The sequence below is a fragment of the Spirillospora sp. NPDC047279 genome, assembly GCF_040643285.1.
Taxonomy (GTDB): domain Bacteria; phylum Actinomycetota; class Actinomycetes; order Streptosporangiales; family Streptosporangiaceae; genus Spirillospora.
On sequence record NZ_JBEYUA010000007.1, the window covers coordinates 372,230 to 390,217 of the forward strand.

At 73.9% G+C, this 17,988-nt stretch carries 17 protein-coding genes; 2 read left to right on the plus strand and 15 right to left on the minus strand.

What is annotated here, in order from left to right:
- Both ABZ810_RS20470 and ABZ810_RS20475 read right to left on the minus strand, forming a co-directional pair.
- Positions 1-753 carry an amidohydrolase family protein gene (locus ABZ810_RS20470; RefSeq protein WP_358405128.1) on the minus strand — a complete coding sequence of 251 codons (753 nt, stop codon included), beginning with the start codon at positions 751-753 and terminating at the stop codon, positions 1-3.
- A complete protein-coding gene (locus ABZ810_RS20475; protein WP_358405131.1) occupies positions 750-1,511 on the minus strand; it encodes an amidohydrolase family protein in 762 nt (253 codons plus the stop codon). The genes ABZ810_RS20470 and ABZ810_RS20475 overlap by 4 nt, the downstream gene beginning before the upstream one ends.
- Positions 1,512-1,645: 134 nt before the next feature.
- Between ABZ810_RS20475 and ABZ810_RS20480 the strand changes: the two genes are divergently transcribed.
- Positions 1,646-3,643, plus strand: coding sequence for a hypothetical protein (locus ABZ810_RS20480; RefSeq protein WP_358405134.1), 1,998 nt, complete (start codon positions 1,646-1,648; stop codon positions 3,641-3,643).
- Positions 3,644-3,737: 94 nt separating this feature from the next.
- Here the strand turns inward: ABZ810_RS20480 and ABZ810_RS20485 are convergent, their stop codons facing one another.
- From ABZ810_RS20485 to ABZ810_RS20510, 6 genes are all read right to left on the minus strand, one after another.
- Positions 3,738-5,696: a hypothetical protein gene (locus ABZ810_RS20485; protein WP_358405137.1), complete on the minus strand. Its 1,959-nt coding sequence runs from the start codon at positions 5,694-5,696 to the stop codon at positions 3,738-3,740.
- 90 nt (positions 5,697-5,786) lie between these two features.
- Positions 5,787-6,128: a pyridoxamine 5'-phosphate oxidase family protein gene (locus ABZ810_RS20490; RefSeq protein WP_358405139.1), complete on the minus strand. Its 342-nt coding sequence runs from the start codon at positions 6,126-6,128 to the stop codon at positions 5,787-5,789.
- Positions 6,129-6,190: 62 nt separating this feature from the next.
- A complete protein-coding gene (locus ABZ810_RS20495; protein ID WP_358405142.1) occupies positions 6,191-6,874 on the minus strand; it encodes a response regulator transcription factor in 684 nt (227 codons plus the stop codon).
- 417 nt (positions 6,875-7,291) lie between these two features.
- The gene (locus ABZ810_RS20500; protein WP_358405145.1) at positions 7,292-7,732 is read right to left on the minus strand and encodes a hypothetical protein; all 441 of its coding nucleotides are present in this window, start codon (positions 7,730-7,732) and stop codon (positions 7,292-7,294) included.
- 128 nt (positions 7,733-7,860) lie between these two features.
- Positions 7,861-8,745 (minus strand): SAM-dependent methyltransferase, encoded by an 885-nt coding sequence (locus ABZ810_RS20505; protein ID WP_358405148.1) that lies wholly within the window; start codon positions 8,743-8,745, stop codon positions 7,861-7,863.
- A complete protein-coding gene (locus tag ABZ810_RS20510; RefSeq protein WP_358405150.1) occupies positions 8,742-9,950 on the minus strand; it encodes a cytochrome P450 in 1,209 nt (402 codons plus the stop codon). The genes ABZ810_RS20505 and ABZ810_RS20510 overlap by 4 nt, the downstream gene beginning before the upstream one ends.
- Positions 9,951-10,227: 277 nt before the next feature.
- On the opposite strand from ABZ810_RS20510, the gene ABZ810_RS20515 reads away from it, so the two are divergent.
- A complete protein-coding gene (locus tag ABZ810_RS20515) occupies positions 10,228-13,188 on the plus strand; it encodes a BTAD domain-containing putative transcriptional regulator (protein WP_358405152.1) in 2,961 nt (986 codons plus the stop codon).
- Here ABZ810_RS20515 and ABZ810_RS20520 read toward each other — a convergent pair.
- The 7 genes from ABZ810_RS20520 to ABZ810_RS20550 all read right to left on the minus strand — a co-directional run bounded on the left by ABZ810_RS20520 (position 13,181) and on the right by ABZ810_RS20550 (position 17,984).
- Positions 13,181-14,542: an MFS transporter gene (locus ABZ810_RS20520; RefSeq protein ID WP_358405155.1), complete on the minus strand. Its 1,362-nt coding sequence runs from the start codon at positions 14,540-14,542 to the stop codon at positions 13,181-13,183. The two genes, ABZ810_RS20515 and ABZ810_RS20520, sit on opposite strands and share 8 nt — an antisense overlap.
- 13 nt (positions 14,543-14,555) lie before the next feature.
- Positions 14,556-15,107, minus strand: coding sequence for a hypothetical protein (locus ABZ810_RS20525; protein WP_358405158.1), 552 nt, complete (start codon positions 15,105-15,107; stop codon positions 14,556-14,558).
- Between the two features lie 114 nt (positions 15,108-15,221).
- The gene (locus ABZ810_RS20530; RefSeq protein ID WP_358405161.1) at positions 15,222-16,190 is read right to left on the minus strand and encodes a TIGR03557 family F420-dependent LLM class oxidoreductase; all 969 of its coding nucleotides are present in this window, start codon (positions 16,188-16,190) and stop codon (positions 15,222-15,224) included.
- A 32-nt stretch (positions 16,191-16,222) separates the two neighbouring features.
- On the minus strand, positions 16,223-16,801 hold the full coding sequence (gene amaP, locus ABZ810_RS20535) for an alkaline shock response membrane anchor protein AmaP (RefSeq protein ID WP_358405164.1): 579 nt from the start codon (positions 16,799-16,801) through the stop codon (positions 16,223-16,225).
- Positions 16,802-16,804: 3 nt separating this feature from the next.
- Positions 16,805-17,437, minus strand: a complete 633-nt coding sequence (locus ABZ810_RS20540; RefSeq protein ID WP_358405166.1) for a DUF6286 domain-containing protein — start codon at positions 17,435-17,437, stop codon at positions 16,805-16,807.
- The gene (locus ABZ810_RS20545; RefSeq protein WP_358405169.1) at positions 17,434-17,796 is read right to left on the minus strand and encodes an Asp23/Gls24 family envelope stress response protein; all 363 of its coding nucleotides are present in this window, start codon (positions 17,794-17,796) and stop codon (positions 17,434-17,436) included. Before ABZ810_RS20545 ends, ABZ810_RS20540 begins: the two co-directional genes overlap by 4 nt.
- On the minus strand, positions 17,793-17,984 hold the full coding sequence (locus ABZ810_RS20550) for a hypothetical protein (protein ID WP_358405525.1): 192 nt from the start codon (positions 17,982-17,984) through the stop codon (positions 17,793-17,795). The genes ABZ810_RS20545 and ABZ810_RS20550 overlap by 4 nt, the downstream gene beginning before the upstream one ends.
- Positions 17,985-17,988 lie beyond the last annotated feature (4 nt).

Below are 17,988 nucleotides of genomic sequence, written 5' to 3' on the forward strand. Positions count from 1 at the left end.
CTAGAGGGGGAGGCCGAACAGGTCGGCGGCGTTGCGCCAGGCGACCTGTTCGGCCACCTCGCCGGTGAGGTTCGCGGCGGCCACCGCGCCGAAGGCCGACGCGGGATCGATCAGGGTCGAGTCGGTCCCGAACAGCAGCTGACGCGGGTCGACGGCCGCCGCCACCTCGGCGAAGCGCCCGGCCGGGGCGTGCGACCAGCACGGCTCCAGGTAGACGCGGTCGCACCCGTTGGCCGCCTCGATCGCGTACCGGAAGCCGTCGGCGCCCATGTGTCCCGCGATCACTTTCAGGCCCGGGGTCTCCTCGCACAACGCGGCGAGGTCGAGGACGGAGGTGCCCCAGGTGTGCACGAGCGCGGGGCAGCCGAGCGAGGCGAGCAGTTCGAGGGCGTCGCGCATCTGCGGCGAGGTGACCGGCGAGCCGGTGTAGTCGGTGTGGATCTTCGCGCCGACGAACCGGCCGGTGGGCAGGTAGGCGTTCAGGTCCCGCTCCGCCTCGGCGAGCCGGCGCGGGTTGACCGTCACGTAGCCGTACAGCCGTCCGGTGCCCTCCAGCGCGGTGTTCTCCAGCGCGGTGTTCTCCAGGACGGCGGCCAGGGACCGGTTGCCGCGCGGCGCGTCGTAGATGACGGCCTCGGTCGCCGACACGATCGCCAGGTCGATGCCGTAGCGGTCCATCGCCGCGAGGTTGACCTCGGCCACGTCCATGGTGAAGAACCAGGGGCCCCAGTGGGCGTGCACGTCGATGATCACGAGGCGGCCCCGAGTCCGAGGAGGCGGCGGGCGGTGCCGCCCGCGACGGCGGCGACGGCGTCGGGGGAGAGCCCGCCGGTGGCCAGGCGCAGCAGCGGGACGGCCGTCTCGGCGTGCGGCGTGCGCGACCCGAAGACCATCCGGTCCGCGCCCAGATGGGAGGCGACGAGCTCCAGCGCGTTGGGCGAGTTGAGCAGCCGGGTGGAGGTGTGGAACCCGGGCTCGTCGGCCGCCGCCACCAGGAAGTCGCCCAGGTGGTAGAAGTGCGTGTCCAGGAAGACCACGGTCGCGCCGATGCCGCTGAACGGCCGCCAGAAGCGCCGCACGTCGCCGCCGGTGAGCACGGCGAGCCCGTGCGCGGCGGCCCGCCGTGCGACGTGCCGGACGGAGGGGAAGCCGGCCTCGACGTTCTGCTCGTCCGGGAAGAGCCTGATCGCCCGCACCGGCGCGGCGGCCAGCCGGTCGATCTCGGCCGCGGCGCCGATCGGGTCGCGCAGGTCGACCGTGCCGACCGGCACCACCCGGGCGTCCTCGGCGGCGAGGGCGAGGACCTCGTCGTTGCCGGACGCCGTGTCGAACAGCGCGGCGCGCAGGCTCGCCACCGCCCCGGCCGCGACCCGGTGCTCGGCGAGCGTGCCGAGGACCGTCGCGGGCGTGCCGGGCGGGCCGTCCCGGTCCGGGTAGGCGCCGATCAGGACGTCGAGGTCGAGCGTGACCGCGAGGTCCCCGATCAGGCGTTCCGCCGAAAATGCCGTCACCGAACCACCCTCTCCTTGATACCGGTCAAGACCATAACGGTGGCCTCACAAGGCATCAAGGTGCGAATAACCGTTGACGTCCCCTCAGGTGGTCATTACGGTCCAGACCATAAGTTTCCATGAGGAGGTACGGCATGCCCTCCAGCCGACCGGCCCGGGCCGCGATCGTCTCCGTCCTGCTGACGCTCGCCCTGGCCCAGCCCGCGCACGCGGCGCCCTCGCGGGCGGCGCCCGCTGCCTCCTGCGAGGCGCCGCGCCACCGGACGTTCGGTCCCGCGTCGCTGACCGGCGCGATCGTCGGGGCCACCGTGCACGAGGGGAAGGCGTACGTCGTCACCCGGGGGCTCAAGCCGCCGCTGCTCGCCGAGATCGACCTGGCCACCCGGAAGGTGGTCCGCGAGGTCCGGCTGCCCGACGCGCCCGCGACCGGCGAGGCCGAGGGCGCCTGGGCCACCACGGTGTCCGGCGGCAAGATCTATGTCGGCGCCTATCCCGTGCCCGACCTCTACAGCTTCGACCCCGCGACCGGCGCGGTCGAGCACCTGCACTCGTTCGGCCGCAACGGCGGGTTCGTCTGGAGCCTGGCCACCGCGCCGGACGGGACGATCTACGCGGGCACCTACCCCGACGGCAGGGTCTGGGAGTACGTCCCCTCGACCGGCGCGGCCCGCGACTTCGGCGTGCTCGCCGCCGGCGAACGGTACGTGCGGGCGGTCGCCGCCGACGCCGACAACGTCTACGCCGGCCTGCTCGACAAGGGCCGGCTGGTCGCCGTGAGCAGGGCCGACGGCACCGTTCGCGAACTGGCCCAGGGGGCCACCGGCATCGGGGCGGTGGCCGAGAACGGGGACCGGGTCCTGGCGGCGTCCGGCACCACCCTCTTCGACGTGCGCAAGGACGGCACCGACCGGCGCGCCGTCGACCTCGGCGGGGTCAGCCTCGACACGATCACGTTCGGCGCCGACGGCACCGCCTACCTGGCGTCCCGGCCGAACGGCACGATCTACCGCTACCGCACCGGCGACGCCGCGCCCACCGAGCTCGGCACGCCGCGGCTCGGCGAGGAGACGCGCCGTCTCGTGCCGGACGGCGGCACCCTCACCGGCTTCTCCGGCAGCGGCGGCATGTGGTCGATGGACCTGGCCACCAAGGCCGTCACCTACACCGACCTCATCGACGCCGGCCTGACGACCGGCTCCGAACGGCCCCAGTCGATCCTGCTCGACCACGGCCGGCGCGCGCTCTACGTCGGCGGGCACTACTCGGTCACCGTGCACGACCTGCGCGCCGGCGGGCAGCGGCGGATCTGGGTGCCGGGCGAGCCGAAGGCCATGGTCCGGCGCGGCGGCAAGATCTACGCCGAGATCTACCCGAGCGGCCAGATCATCGAGCTCGACCCGCGTTCGGGCACGATCCGGAGCCTGGGTTACCTGGGGCAGGGCCAGCAGCGGCCGTGGGACCTGGAGTACGACCCGCGCACCGACAAGCTGCTCGTCGCCACCGCGCCGCTCGGCGCGAACCTCAAGGGCGCCCTCTCCGTGGTCGATCCCGACACCGGCGACAAGCAGGTGTACGTGGACGTCATCCCCGACCAGAGCCTGATGAGCCTCTCGCTCGACTCCGCCAGGGGCGTCGTCTACCTGGGCGGTGACGTGCTCGGTGGCGGCGGCACTCCGCCGGTCAAGACCTCCGCCTCGGTCGCGGCGTTCGACCTGAGGAAGCGCACGGTGCTCTGGCAGGCCGACCCGGTGCCGGGCCACCGCACGTTCCAGGACGTCAAGGTGCACGGCGGGGTGCTGTACGGGGTCTACAAGCGCACCGCGAGCTGGTTCGCGATGGACCTCGCCACCCGGACGATCAAAGCGCAGGGGCCGCTGCCGGGGTACGGCGAGATCCAGGTGCACCGGGGGCAAGTCTTCACCTCGACCTACTTCGGAGGCGGCAACGTGCACCTGCTGAGCACGACGGGGGCCACGCACCTCGCCACCGGCCTGGGCGACGACTGGTACACCAACCCGGACCTGGCGTTCGAGCCCGGGTCGTGGAACGCGTGGGCGCTGATCGGGCGCGACCTCGCCAAGATCCGGCTCGACCCGGGCTGCCCGCTGCTGACCATCCCGTCCGGCGGCTGACCGTCCGGCCGTCCGGCGTCCCCGCGGCCGGCCGGCGGGGACGCCGAGGCGCCGGGGCCCCGCCCCTTCTTCCCCGGGCGGGGCCCCGGCACGGTCAGCGCCCGGAGATCGCGATGCGCACCAGGTTGCGTCCCTTCAGCCCGTAGAGCGCGCGGCGCGAGGGGTCGAGGGCGAGCTTGGGCTCGCCGCCGAACCACTCGCCCGCCAGCCCGTCGACGATCTTCACGACCGTGAAGCCGGCCAGGTCGATCCGGTACACCGCCTCGCCGTCGGTCGTGTACGCCCGCCGGCCCACGACGTGCAGGTCGGATCCGCGCGTCCCGGCCTGCACCGTCCGGGTCACGCGCCGCGTCCGCAGGTCGAACTCGAAGACCAGCCCGGTGTTCGTCACGCCGTAGACGGCCCGGGCGGTGTGCGCGACGCCGGGGATGACCTTCGCGCCCGGCACCGGCTCCACCTGCCACGCCACCCTGCGCCGCCGCAGGTCGTAGGCGGCGAGCCGGGCCGTGGTGGTGACGGGCGGCAGCCCGAGCCCCTCCTGCACGTTGGTGCCGATGTAGGCGACGCCGTTCCGGCAGGTCACCGCGTACAGGCTCTGCCGTTCGATCACACCGCGGTGCGTCTCGAACCGGCCGGTGCGCGGCGAGTAGAGCGACAGGGCGCCGTTGATCTGGCCCGGCTCGGGTTGCGTCGTCATCGCGATCAGGCCGGTCACCGGGTCGTGGGCCAGGTCGCGCGGCCGGTCCTGCTGGTTGCCGGTCTTGGCGAGGAGGACGGCCTCGGCGTCGCCGGGCCGGTGCGAGTAGAGCAGCCCCTGGGTGTAGACGCCCAGGTAGGTGCGGTCTCGGACGGTCAGCGCGGTCTTGGGCTCGCCCGGGATGCCCAGCCGGGTCCTGGTGCCCGCGGCGACGTCGTGGACGTCGGCGCCGCCCTTGCCGCCGACGTAGACGCGGCGCCCGTCGGAGTGCACCGACATCGGCTGCTCGGGCGCGGCCCTGAACCCGCGCTGGACCAGGCTGACGTAGCCGAGCTCCCCGGTCGCCGGGTCGAAGACGAAGACGGCCCCGTCCTGCACCCCGTAGACCTTGCCGTCGTGCGCGAGCAGCCGGTGCGTGGCCGCCTCGGGCTGCGCGACGCCGAGCGTCTCCACCTCGCCGCCGTCGAGCGCGCAGCGGTAGAGCGCGCCGGACGGCCGCCCGGTGAAGTAGACGAAGCCGTCGTGGAGCAGGACGGACGGGATGTACTTCTCGGCCGTGGTGAGGACGCGGTGGTCGGCCGGGTCGGCCTTGGACATCACCAGGACCTCGCCGTTGGACGAGATGCCGCCGGCGATGTGCGTCGCCGAGACGTCCAGGCTGGCCACGAAGTCGCGGCCCGCCAGCGCGGCCGGGATGACGTCGCGTTTGGCGCCGGTCGCGCGGTCGATCGTCACCAGGTGGGCGTGCGCGCCGACGCCCGCGTAGACGGTGGTCTCGTCGGCGGCGATGCTGCGCACGTACGCCTCGCCCTCGACCGTGACGCCGAGGTCGCGGCTCGCGCCGGTCGCCGGGTCGTACTCCACGACGCGGCCCGGCTCGGAGATGGCGAGGTAGACCTTGCCGTCGGGGGAGGCGGCCAGGTTCCAGATGAAGTGGTACGGGTACTCGCCGACCCGGGTGGCCGTGCCCGTCAGGGTGTCGAGCCGGTAGAGGTCGGACCGGCTGTGCGTGCCCACGTAGACGTCGGTGCCGACCTTGCACATCGCCCAGACGCCGATGCCGGTGGGGATGTCGACGTGGGCGGTCACGGCGTCGGCGGCCAGGTCGTAGACGCCGACGACGTTGGGGGAGAGGCCGCGGGTGCCCGCGTACAGCACCCCGTTCACGAACTCGCCGTTGCCCAGCGGCGTGCTCACGCTGGCGGGGCCGAGGTCGGTGACGGCGCCCTCGGCCCCGCCCGGGCCGGGCGGGCCGGCCGTGCCGGCCGGGGCGTCGGCCAGGGCGAGGTCGGGGGAGAGCAGCGGCAGTCCGCCCGCGACGGCGGCTGCCTGGAGGAAACGACGGCGGTGGATCACAGGGGAGACCCTTTCGGTCAGGACCGTAAGTCGCCTCCCAGGTTAGCGATCATCTCCGTTCCGGTCAGGACCCTAATTCGGATCGGCCGGTCACGGGCCGATCCGCTGACCGGACACCTGGTGGCAGCCGATGCGGATGCCGTCGCGCCAGGACCGGGCCTCGCCGAGGACGGTCACCGACCAGCCGTGCCCCGTGCCGCTCTCGAACGCGTCGGCCTGGAACGCCACGACGCTGTCGCGGACGGCCCGGCTCAGCGAGGAGCCGAGACCGGTGTGGATGACGACCGTCTCGCCGTCCAGCCGGAACCCGACCGGCCGGATGGCGGGCAGAGCCTGCTCGGTGAACACGATCCTGCCGATCGGCACCGAACGCATGAGCGCGAGGGACTCGGCGCGGCCGAGCGCCTCCGTGGAGTTCCCGTCGTCCTTCATGCCCCCCAGCCTGCGCCGTCAGTGGCGGGACCAGCAGGGGCGAACGTCCCGGCCGGGTCCCGCTAAGGGCCCTCGGTCACCCGGATGCGGGCGGCGAACGCCGCGGCCTGGGTGCGTCGGCTCATGCCGAGCTTGGCGAACAGGCCCGACACGTAGTTCTTCACGGTCTTCTCCGCGAGGAACATGCGGTCGCCGATCTGCCGGTTGGTCAGCCCCTCGCCGATGAGCGACAGGATCTGCTTCTCCTGGTCGGTCAGCGTCATCAGCGGGTCGCGGCGTTCCTGGCGCTCGCGCAGCCGCTGCAACATCCGCGCCGTGCTCCGCGGGTCGAGCAGCGACTGGCCGGAGGCCACCGTGCGCACCGCGCCGACCAGGTCGGAGCCGTGGATCTGCTTGAGCACGTACCCCGCCGCCCCGGCCATCACCGCGTCGAAGAGGGCGTCCTCGTCGTCGAACGAGGTGAGCATCAGGCAGGCCACGTCGGGCATCAGGGACCGGATGTCGCGGCACACGTCGATGCCGGTGCCGTCGGGAAGCCGGACGTCGAGCACGGCCACGTGCGGGCGGGCCGCCGGGACGCGGGCGACGGCCTGGCCGGCGGTGCCGGCCTCGCCGACGACCTCGATGTCGTCCTCGGCGGACAGCAGCGCCGTGATGCCGCGGCGGACCACCTCGTGGTCGTCCACCAGGAAGACCCGGATGGGGTCGGGAGCGGCGCCGGACGCGGGAGCGGGCTGACCGGTCATGGGCTTCGGTGTCCTCACATCCAGGGGGTACGGCGACGATAGAACCTCATCGGTCACGGAGGGTAGTGCGGAACGTCCTCAGAGCGAGGGACTTTGGTCCTGCCACGGACATCGAGGGGAATTCCCGAGATAATGGCGGGCGTGGTGGCGGAGACACGACCCGGCGAGGATCGTGAGCCCCCGATCCTGCCGCAACCGCGACTGGACGATCTGCTCGCCGAGGACGGCGAGCGGCTCACCGAGTTCATCACCGTCGGGGCGGGCGAGGACGACATCGAGGCGATCGGGCACCGGCCGCACGGCCACGGGCTGCTCGGCCTGCTCATCAGGGAGCCGCGGCCGCTGCGGCTGCCCGACATCGCCCGGCACTCGCGGCGCGTCCGGACAGGGCGGTGCGGCAGGTCGGCGCTCGTCCGGTCAGGACTCGTGCAGCACGCGCCGGGAGGCGCGCTCGCGGCCGGCCGCGGCGAGCAGCGGCGTGGCGACCGTCCAGAAGCTGATCTGGACCGTCCACATCGCCTCGGCGAGCGAGTTGAACATCCACAACCGCCGCCGCAACGCGGGCGCGTCACCGGCCGCCGCGGCGGCCAGGACGTCGTCGCCGGCCGAGCGCAGCCGGGTCAGCCGGGCGGACAGGAAGCGGGCCGCCGCCGACGGCCCGTCACCGCGCGCCGCGACCGCGCCGACCACGGTGTCCTGCGCGGCCTCGGCCTCGGCGAGCACGACCAGCAGGGCCCGTTCGACGGCACCGGTGGAGGCGGGCGCCAGCAGCACGGACCCGGGCTCGGCGGCGAGGACGCGCAACGTCGTCAGGTGCGGGGCGCAGCGCCGGTGGTGCTGGCGGAGTTCGTCGGTCATGCACACCGGGGTCGTTCCTCCTTCGGCCGCGGGCCTCTGGCGCTCTGCCGTCCATTCCACGGCGCCCGGGGGTCTTCCGGCCAGGGACCTAGGTCCCTGACCCGCGTCCGGAGGGCCCGCGTTCGCGGTCATGCGCGCACCCCCACGCCCGCCAGGAGCTGACCGTGCGGCGGCGGGAGCGCCCGCTCGCCGGGCCGCCACGCGGCGGTGACCACCAGCCCGGGGTCCAGCAGTTCGAGGTCGCCGAAGAACGCCCTGATCTCGTCCCTGCCGCGCAGCGCCAGCGGTGCGACGCAGGCGCCGGAGAACAGCTCGACGATCTGGGACGCGGCGGGCGAGGCGTCCCCGGTGGCGTGCGAGAGCACCAGCGCGCTTCCCGAGGACATCAGGCCGCGCAGCCCGCCGACGATCCGCGCCGGGTCGTCGGCGTCGGGGAGGAAGTGCAGGACGGCGGTGAGCAGGACCGCCACCGGCTCGTCCCAGTCGAGCACCCCGCCCCTGGCGACGTCGCCCAGCAGCTCCTCCTGCTTGCGCAGGTCGGACTGGACGACGGCGACATTGCCGTCGTCGGCGAGCAGGGCGCGCGCGTGCGCGAGCACGGTCGGGTCGTGGTCCACGTACACCACCCGAGCGCCGGTGGCGTGGCGGGCGGCGACCTGGTGCACGTTGTCGCGGGTCGGCAGCCCGCAGCCGAGGTCGAGGAACTGCCGCACGCCACGGTGGGCGAGGAGGGCGACGGCGCGGGTGAGGAAGGCGCGGTTCTCCCGCGCCGAGGTGACGAGCTCGGGCTGGACGGTGAGCAGCCGGCCCGCCAACTCGCGGTCCGCGGCGTAGTTGTCCTTGCCGCCGAGCAGGTAGTCGTACAGCCGGGCCGGGCTGGCCGGTTCGGTGACACCGCGCGCGGCCCCCCATCCGGGACCGGCGGCCGTCACCCGCGGCGGCCCGGTGCGGCCGGCGGGACGGCCGGGACGGCCGGCGGGGTCGATGGGTTCGGTCGGGTCGGTAAGGCTCATCGTCGCGTGTCGGTCCAGGTGACGGGGAGCTGGTAGAGGCCGCGGACCGACGACCCCGCCTTCCATTGCAACGCCGACTCCGGTGCGGCGAGCCGCAAGCGGGGGAACCTGCCCAGCAGGCCGCCCAGCGAGACCTGGAGCTCGAGCCGTGCCAGGTGCGCGCCGAGGCAGTGGTGGATGCCGTGCCCGAACGCCAGGTGCGGGTTGTCGGGCCGGTCGAGGACGAGGGACTCGGGGAAGGGGAAGACCCGTTCGTCGCGGTTGGCCGCCGGGCGCGCCACCAGGACGGTGTCGCCGGAGCGGACCAGCACGCCGCCCAGCTCGACGTCGACGGTGGCGACGCGCGGCATGCCGGTGTCGGAGCCGGGCGGCACGAACCGCAGCAGCTCCTCGATCGCGGTGGACAGCAGCTCCGGCCGGTCCGCGAGCCGCGCCCACTCGCCGTCGAGGCTCAGCAGCGTGTACGTGAGGTTGGTGATCTGGCTCGCGGTGGTCTCGTAGCCCGCGACCAGCAGCCCGGCGCCGAGGCCGACCAGCTCGCCGGGACCGAGCCCGCCGTCCTCGCCGTCCTCGTCGTCCGCGTGGGCCAGCGCCGACAGCAGGTCGTCGCCCGGGTCGGCGCGGCGCCGTTCGATGAGGTCGCCGAGGTAGGCGTCGAGGGCCTCGTGCGCGTCCCGTACCTCCGCGGGGGAGTAGGCGGAGATCGTCAGGAACGCTTCCGACCAGCGCTGGAACCGGGTCCTGTCGCCCGGCGGCACGCCGAACAGCTCGCAGATGACGGTCACCGGCAGCGGCAGGGCGAGCCGTTCGACCAGGTCGGCGGGTGCGCCGTCGTGCTCCATCGCGTCCAGCAGCCGGCCGGCGGCCTCCTCGACGCGGGGGCGCAGCTCCTGGACGCGCCGGTGGGTGAACGCCCGCGCGGCGTGGCGGCGCATCCGGGTGTGCTCGGGCGGGTCCATGTCGGCGATGAAGATCTCCCGGCGCGGCGCGCCGGGGGATCGGCCGGCCGCGCGCGCCCGGCTGAAGACCGGGTCGGACAGGACCTGGCGGGCCTCCTCCCATCCGGTGACCAGCCATGCCCCGGTCCCGTCGGGGAGCCGGACCGGGGCGACGGGGGAGCCGCGCCGGATGCGGCCGTACGCCGGATCCAGCTCGAGCCGTTCGCGGCTGAAGCCGGCGACCGGCAGCGGCGGTGTCGTCGTCATGTTCACCCTTCTCGGGACCCTCCGTGGCGGGAACGGGGCAGGAGCATGAGTGTGGGTCTTATCCGGAAATCTTCAAGGAATGCCGACGCTAGGCCGTAAAGGTGAGCGAAAGGTGAGCGGAACCGGATTCGGTCTCGGACCGGCACCTCCGCGCGACCATCGGCAACAGGAATCCTTACTCGTTCTGACTCCTGGCCACATCCGGCCATGATTGTCTCCGGCGATGTTCACTAGCTTGGGCTTCTCGAGCGGGCATGGAGAGGCTGCGAGAGGGTCAGTGGAGTTTCGAATTCTTGGGCGGCTGGAGATCCGTACCGACGATGGTGAACCGGTCGCGGTCTCCCAGCCGCTGATCCGTTCGGCGATCTGCGTGCTGGTGCTCAAGGACGGCCAGGCGCTCTCGCCGGACCAGCTGCGGGCGCTGCTCTGGGAGGGCGACTCCGACGGCGGCCGCGGCGGCGCCGTCAAGACCTGCGTCGCCGGCGTGCGGCGGGTGTTGTCGGCCGACCGGGTGCCGCCCGGTCACGGCGGCTACCGGCTGCGCCTCGGCCCGGGGGACGCCGTCGACCTCCGCACGTTCCGCGACCGCCTCGTCCAGGCCCGCGAGGCGCGGGACATGGGCGACGACCCGCTGGCCGCCGAGCTCTTCGAGCGCGCGCTCGCCCTCTGGCGCGACCCGCCGCTGGACGACCTGCCGGTCACGTCCGCGATGTCGGGCATCGTGGCCGGGCTGCTGGCCGAACGCCGGCTGGCGCGCGAGGAACTCGTCGAGACCAGGCTCGCGCTCGGCGGGCACCGCGCGCTCGTGCCCGGGCTGCGGGCCTGGGTCGGCGACGATCCGCTCAACGAGCACCTGTGGGCGCAGCTCCTGCTGGCGCTGTACCGGTCCGGCCGCAAGACCGAGGCGCTGCAGTCGTACGACGAGGCGCACGACATGCTCGAGCATGCCGCCGGCACCGAGCCCGGCCCGGTGCTCCAGCGCATGTGGCACCGCATCAAGGTCGACGACCCCGACCTGTGCCCCGGGCCGCCCCGGCATCCCGGGCAGGCGGCGTCCGCGCATCCCGCGCACGGCCCGCGCGCGCCGCGGCAGCCGCTCGCGCGCCAGCTGCCGCCCGACGTCCGCGACTTCACCGGGCGCGACTTCGAACGCGGCAGGCTGCGGCAGCTGCTGGGGTCGGCCGCCGGGGCGACCGCGCCGCCGGTGGTGCAGATCAGCGGGCCGCCCGGCGTCGGCAAGACCTCGCTGGCCCTGCACGTGGCCCATCTGGTCACGCCGTCGTTCCCGGACGGGCAGCTGTACGTGCAGCTCGCCGGCGCCTCGCAGGCGCCTCGCGATCCGGCGGCGGTCCTCAACGAGGTGCTGCGGGCCATCGGCGTCGCGCCCGCCGACATCCCTGAGACGCTGCGCGAACGTGCCGCCCTCTACCGGTCGCGGCTGGCGGGCAAGCGAGTGCTGGTGGTCGCCGACGACGCGGCCGGGCCCGAGCAGATCCAGCCGCTGCTGCCCGGCACCCCCGGCTGCGCGATCCTCATCACCAGCCGCAACCGGACGCTCAACCTCGACGGCGCGCACCTGCTCGGGCTCGAACGGCTGAGCCGGAGCGAGGGCGTCCGCATGCTCGGCCGCATCATCGGCCCGCTCCGCGTGGCCGCCGACGAGGAGGCGGCCACGGCCGTGGTCGCCGCGTGCGACGGTTTCCCGCTGGCGGTCCGCATCGTCGGCGCGCGGCTGGCGGGCCGCCCGAGCTGGCCGCTCGCGCACATGGCCGGGCTGCTCACCGACCCCGAGCGCAGGCTCGACCACCTGGTCGCGGGCAACACCGCCGTGCGGGCGCTGATCGAGGCCAGCTACCGGTCCCTGGACGAGCGGGCGCGGCGCGCGTTCCGCATGCTCGCGCTCGCCGGCCCGCACGACTTCGCGCCCTGGGTGGTGGGCGTGCTCCTCGACGACCCCGGCGCGGAGAAGGTCGTCGACGACCTGGTCGACAAGAGCCTGCTGTCGGCGGTGGGCGTCGACCAGGTCGACCAGCCGCGCTACCGGCTGCACGACCTGCTGCGCGACTACGCCGCCGAACGGCTCGCCGACGACGCCGAGGCCGAGCCGGCCCTCGAACGGCTGACCATCGGCTGGCTCGAACTGGTCGACCACGCCGACGCGCTGGTGCCGCGCGACCCCCACTTCCCGCCGCCCGCCCGGTTCACCCCGCGCATGGCCGTCACCGACGACCTGGTCAAGCGGCTCATCGAACCGGACCCGGCCGCCTGGTTCGCCAGCGAGCTGACCAACCTGCGCACCGCCGTCACCGCCGCGTGCTCGGCCGGCCGGTTCAGGCTGGCCACCGGGCTCGTCCTGCGCATGGCCTCCCACCTGCACTCGCACCACCTGCACGAGGACGCCGAACACCTGTGGCGGATCGTCGCGGCGGCGGCCGAGCGCGAGGGCGACGCGCCGGCCGCGGCCCGCGCCCGGTTCCGCGCCGCCAAGGTGATCGCGGCCGACCGGGGGAGGCCCGCCGACGCGCTGGCGCTCATCGACGGCTGCGTGCGGGTCTTCGCGCAGACCGACAGCCGCCAGGACCTCGCCCGCGCCCTGGAGCTGCGCGCGTACAGCATCCAGCTGCTCGGCCGCCCGCACGCCGCGCGCGACGACGCCGAGCAGGCGCTCCGGCTGGCCCGCCGCGTCGGCGACCCGCACACCGAGTTCGCCGCGCTGCGGGTGCTGGGGCTGGTCTTCAGCGAGACGGGCGAGCCCGAACGCGCGGTCGAGGCGTGCACGGAGGCCCTGGAGATCGCGCGCGAGCTCGGGGAGGCCGCCTACCAGAGCATCGCGCTCTACAGCCTGGTGCGCGTCAACCTCGCCGCCGGCCGGCTCGGCACGCTGCCGGCGCTCTGCGAGGAGGGGCTGCGGCTGACCGAGGGCATCGGGCACGCGCTCGCCAATGCCCACTTCCACGAGCAGTGGGGCTATGCCCACCAGGGGCTGGGCCACCACGAGCAGGCCGTCGCCCATCTCGAGACCGCGGCCGGGGTGTTCGCCGCGCAGGAGGCGGCGGGCGCCCGCGCGGCCTGCGGCGAACGGCTGGCGCGGAGCTACGAGGCGCTCGGCCGCCACGAGGACGCCCGGACGGAGCTCGAACGCTGCCTCGCCGCGTTCGCCGAGCTCGGCCGGACCGCCGACGAGCGGCGCGTCCGCACCGTGCTGGGCGAGCTCAGCCCGCCGCCGGGGGTCAGGTGAGCGCCTTCGCCGGCCGCTCCTCGTCGATCTGTTCGATCGGCACGCCCGCGGTCTCCGGGATGCGCAGGATCGGCACGATCGCGATCGCCGCGGCCCCCATCAGGTAGTAGGCGGGCCAGTTCTTGTCGCCGGTCTTGTTGATCAGCGCTTCGACGATCACGCCGGCGGTGCCGCCGAACAGGGCGGTCGAGACGTTGTAGCCGATGGCGAACGAGCCGTACCGCACCCGGGTCGGGAACATGGCCGGGAACGTGGAGCCGATGACCGACAGGATCAGCGCCAGCAGGAACGCGACCATGAGGAAGCCGATGACCAGGGCCGCCAGGTTGCCGCTCTGCATCAGCCGGATCGCCGGATAGCTCAGCAGCAGGAACCCGATGGCCGACGCCAGCAACAGCGGTTTTCGCCCGATGCGGTCGGACAACATGCCGAGCGGCACCAGCACGCACAACTGCGCGAGCTCCACCCCGATGATGATCATCGTGGCGGTGTTGGCACCGATCTGCAGATGCTCGGTGAAGTACGACGGCATCGTGGTGAGCAGCATGTAGTCCGCGACGTTCAGCAGGATCACGATGCCGATCAGGTTGAGGATCATCGGCCAGTAGCCGGCCAGCGTCTCCTTGAGCGGGATCTTGTCGGGGACCTCGCCGCGCTCCTCCAGCCTGCGGAACGCGGGCGGCTCGTCGAGCTTGGACCGCAGGTAGAGGCCGATGATGCCGAGCGGCAGCGCGAGCATGAACGGGATGCGCCACGCCCAGTCGTGCATCGCCTGGGTGCCGGCGATCAGGCTCACCGTCAGCACCAGGCCGTTGCCGAGGATGTAGCCGGTCAGCGTGCCGACCTCAAGGAAGCTGCCGTAGAACCCGCGTTTCTTCGTCGGCGCGTACTCGGCGATGAACGTCGCGGCGCCGCCGTACTCGCCGCCGGTGGAGAACCCCTGCACGAGCCGGAGCCCGAGCAGGATGATCGGCGCCGCCAGGCCGATGGCGGCGTAGGTGGGCAGCACGCCGACGAGGAAGGTGCACGTCGACATCAGCAGGATCGTGATGGCGAGCACCCGCCGCCGGCCGATCTTGTCGCCCAGCGGGCCGAAGAACGCGCCGCCGAACGGGCGGACGATGAAGCCGATGGCCACCAGCGCGAGCGACTTGAGCACCGCGTTGGAGTCACCGGGGAAGAAGACCTTGCCGATGATCCCGGTGATGGCCCCGGAGGTGAACACGCCGTAGTCGAACCACTCGACCGCGTTGCCCATCGTCGAGGCCATGACCGCGCGCCGTACCGTCGTCGGGTCGGCCTTGGGCTTGCCCGATCCGGCGGGGAACGGTGATGCGGCGGCGGCGCTCGTCATGGTCTCAACCTCTCTAGCGGTCCCGGTCCGGCGCGGTGCGGCGCCGGACGTAGAGGATCGTGCCGAGCCAGAGCAGCGTGGCCTGGACGCCGAGGAAGACGCCGAGCGCGCCGAGGAACGTCCCCTGGTCCATGGCCAGGAAGACCTCGTCCCCGGCCTCGGCGGGCCGCAGCACGGTCGGCGGCGTCCACGGAGCGACCGGCGTGGCCTGCTGCTCGGGCGCCGCGGGAACCCACGGCATCCCGTTCGTCCCCGGCACTCCCTGCACCCCCGGCGTCCCGGGCACTCCGGGAGCCCCGGACGTGCCCGGCGCACCCGGTGTCCCCGGCGCCGCGGGCGTCGCCGCCGGCGCGGGCACGGGATCGGAGCTCAGGCCGGGCGGCGGCGTCGGAATGTCCAGCGACGGCGCGGTGACCGGATCGGGCAGGCCCCGCGCCGACAGCGCCGGCGCCGCCCCCGCGAGGAGGAGCCCCGCGGCCAGCGATCCCGCCGTGAGCGATCCCGCGCCGAGCGCGACCGCCCTCCGGCCCCGTCCTCGCCGCGCCGTCCCCCCGGTCGCGCCCACGTCCCGACGTCCCCCGCTCGCCTCGCTGATCGTCGTTACCTACCTGCCACAAGATCACAGATCGTAACCGTCGTGACACGGCATTCCTCGCGGCCCCGCCGACGGGGCCGCGATTCAGGCGAAGCGCTCGCGGAGCTCGGGAAGCAGATGGGCCTCCGCCCACGCGCGGAACTCCTTCTGCCGGTCCGGCCCCGTCTGGCAGAACGAGATGTGGGTGAAACCGGCGTCCTTCCACTGCTGGACGGCCCGCACGTACCGTTCGATGTCGTCCCCGCAGGGCACCGCCTCGGTCACGTCCTCCGGGCGCACGGTCTGCGCGGCGGCCTCGAAGGCCTTGGGCCCGGGCAGCTCGGCCATGACCTTCCAGCCCGGCGCGGAGAAGCGCCAGATCCGGTGCGCGCGTCCGGTGGCCTCGTCCAGGTCGGTGCCGTACGACACCGGGATCTGCCCGTACACCGGCTTGCCCTCGCCGCCGCCGGCCTTGAAGACCTCGACGACGTCGCCGAGCGGCTGGTCGGAGACGAGGGCGTCGGCGTGCTCGGCGGCGAGCCGGCCCGCGCGCGGCCCGGCCGCGGCCATCCCGATCGGCACCGGCCGGTCGGGCAGGTCGAAGATCTTGGCCGAGTCCACCGTGTAGTGCCTGCCGTGGTAGTTGACGTAGTCGCCGCCGAAGAGCGCCTTGATGATCTCGACGGCCTCCGCGAACATCTCGTGCCGGATGTCGGCCGACGGCCAGCCGCGGCCCACGACGTGCTCGTTGAGGTTCTCGCCCGCCCCCAGGCCGAGCGTGAAGCGCCCGTCGGAGAGCACCCCCACCGTCGCGGCCTTCTGCGCGACGACCGCGGGGTGGTACCGCATGATCGGGCAGGTCACGAACGTCATCAGCGGGATCCGGTCGGTGGCCTGCGCGAGCGCGCCCAGCACGGACCAGACGTAGGCCGAGTGCCCCTGCTCCTCCAGCCAGGGGAAGTAGTGGTCGGAGATGACCGAGTAGTCGAACCCGGCCTCCTCCGCCCCCACCAGGTCGTCGACCAGCTGTTTTGGTGGTGTCTGCTCGCAGAGCAGCGTGTATCCGAACTTCATGCCCTCTCGCCTACCCGGATGGATGGTTTGATTCAGGCGACCGTGCGGGGCTCGTCGCCGGAGACCAGGCGCAGCCGGACGACGGTGGGAAGCGCGCGGAGGTCGAGCGAACCGCGCAGCCGCGTCACCGCCTTCTCCTCGATGCCGGCACGGAGGGCGTCGAGGTCGGCGCGCGCCCCGTACGCCACGTTCAGCATCAGCCGCGGATGCCCGCCGTCGCCCAGCAGCCGGGCCCGCGCCCCGCGGACGCCCCGCAGCGCCTCGATCTCGTCCTCCAGCGCCGAGGTCACGGCCTGGGCCGAGACCCTCGTCTGGCCGGCCGAGTCGTCCGGTTCGAGCGTGAGCCCCGGCAGCTTGTCACTGCGCGCCTGGGCGAGCAGCCAGGCGATGCCCACCAGGGCCAGGACGCAGGCGCCGGCGGCCACCACGGGCCAGAACCACGCGTGCGTCTGCGGGAACCCGCGCAGATCGGACGTGAGCAGCGGCTCCGAGGCGGCCCCCGAGCCCCACGCGCCGAACGCCCGCGCCAGGATCGCCGCCCCGCCCGCGAGGAGCAGGAGCCCCACCAAGGTCAGCCCGGTCCGGTTGATGAACGCGGCCCTGCGGTCCATGGTTCACGCCCCCTTGTGCCGCACCCGCACGGTGACCGTGCGGGACGGTTCGGTCCCGAGTTCGTCCAGGCGGGCGCCGACGGCGTCCCGGACCCGTTCCTTGAGGTCGCCCGACTCGCGGACCGGGGACGCCACCGAGACGACGACCCGGCGCCCGCGCGCCTTGACGCTCTCGACCCCGCTGACCATGTCGACGCCGGCGGCGGCCGAGGCGACCGCGGTGCGGAGCCCGCGCTTGGTGACGCCCATGACGAGGTCGGGGTCCGCCGTGCGCAGCCTGATCAGCCCGGTGTGCCCGGGCAGCAGGCCCGCCAGCAGCGCGAGCAGGCCGAGCAGCGCCAGCACGGCGCCCGCCGCCATGACCACGTCGTCGTTCCAGGCGGTCTCGGTGAGCCAGGTGGTGAACCGCTCGTACGGGACGAGCCGCGCGGGCCGGTCCAGCAGACCGGAGATCACCTCCACGGCCACGACCGTGCCGGCGCCGGTCAGCGCGATGGCCGCGATCAGCGCGGGCCAGACGCGGCGGGGCCGGAAGACCCGGCGGGCGGCCCGGCGGGCACTGCGGTCGGCCTCGCGCGGCGGCGCCGTCGCGGCGCGTCCCTGCGTGTTCGGCAGCGGTCCCGCGGCGGTGGTCATGACACCCGCCTCCCCCTGGCCGGCTTCTCCGAGGTGAGCGCCGCGACGTCGATGTCCACCGGCCCGACCCGCAGGCCGGTCAGCGTCCCGAGCCGCTCCTGGATGTGCAGGCGCGCCTGCCGGGTCACCTCGCGGACGGACGCCGGATAGGCCACCGAGACGCGCACCCGCGGCCTGACGACGTCGCCGTCGGCGGACGCCGAGGCGTGCGGCGGGCGGCCGCCCACGCGCACGCCGAGCACCGCGCCGTCGACGCCGCCGACCCCGGGAGTCTCCGCCGCGGCGCGGGAGGCGATGGCCTCCAGCACCCGCTCGGAGATCTCGGTGGTGCCGCGGTCGGCGGCGAGCCGGGCGGTCATGACGAGGACCTCCCGCGCTGGTTCGCCGAGCCGAAGAGCCCGCTCAGGTCGAGCTCGCCCTCGATCACGCGGCCCGCGAGGAAGCCGAGGATCCCGAAGACCAGGACGGCGATGAACGCGCCGAACCCGCCGAACCCCGCGGCCAGGCCGAGCACGGTCCCGTACCCGAGCCCGGCCAGCGGCCAGATCTTG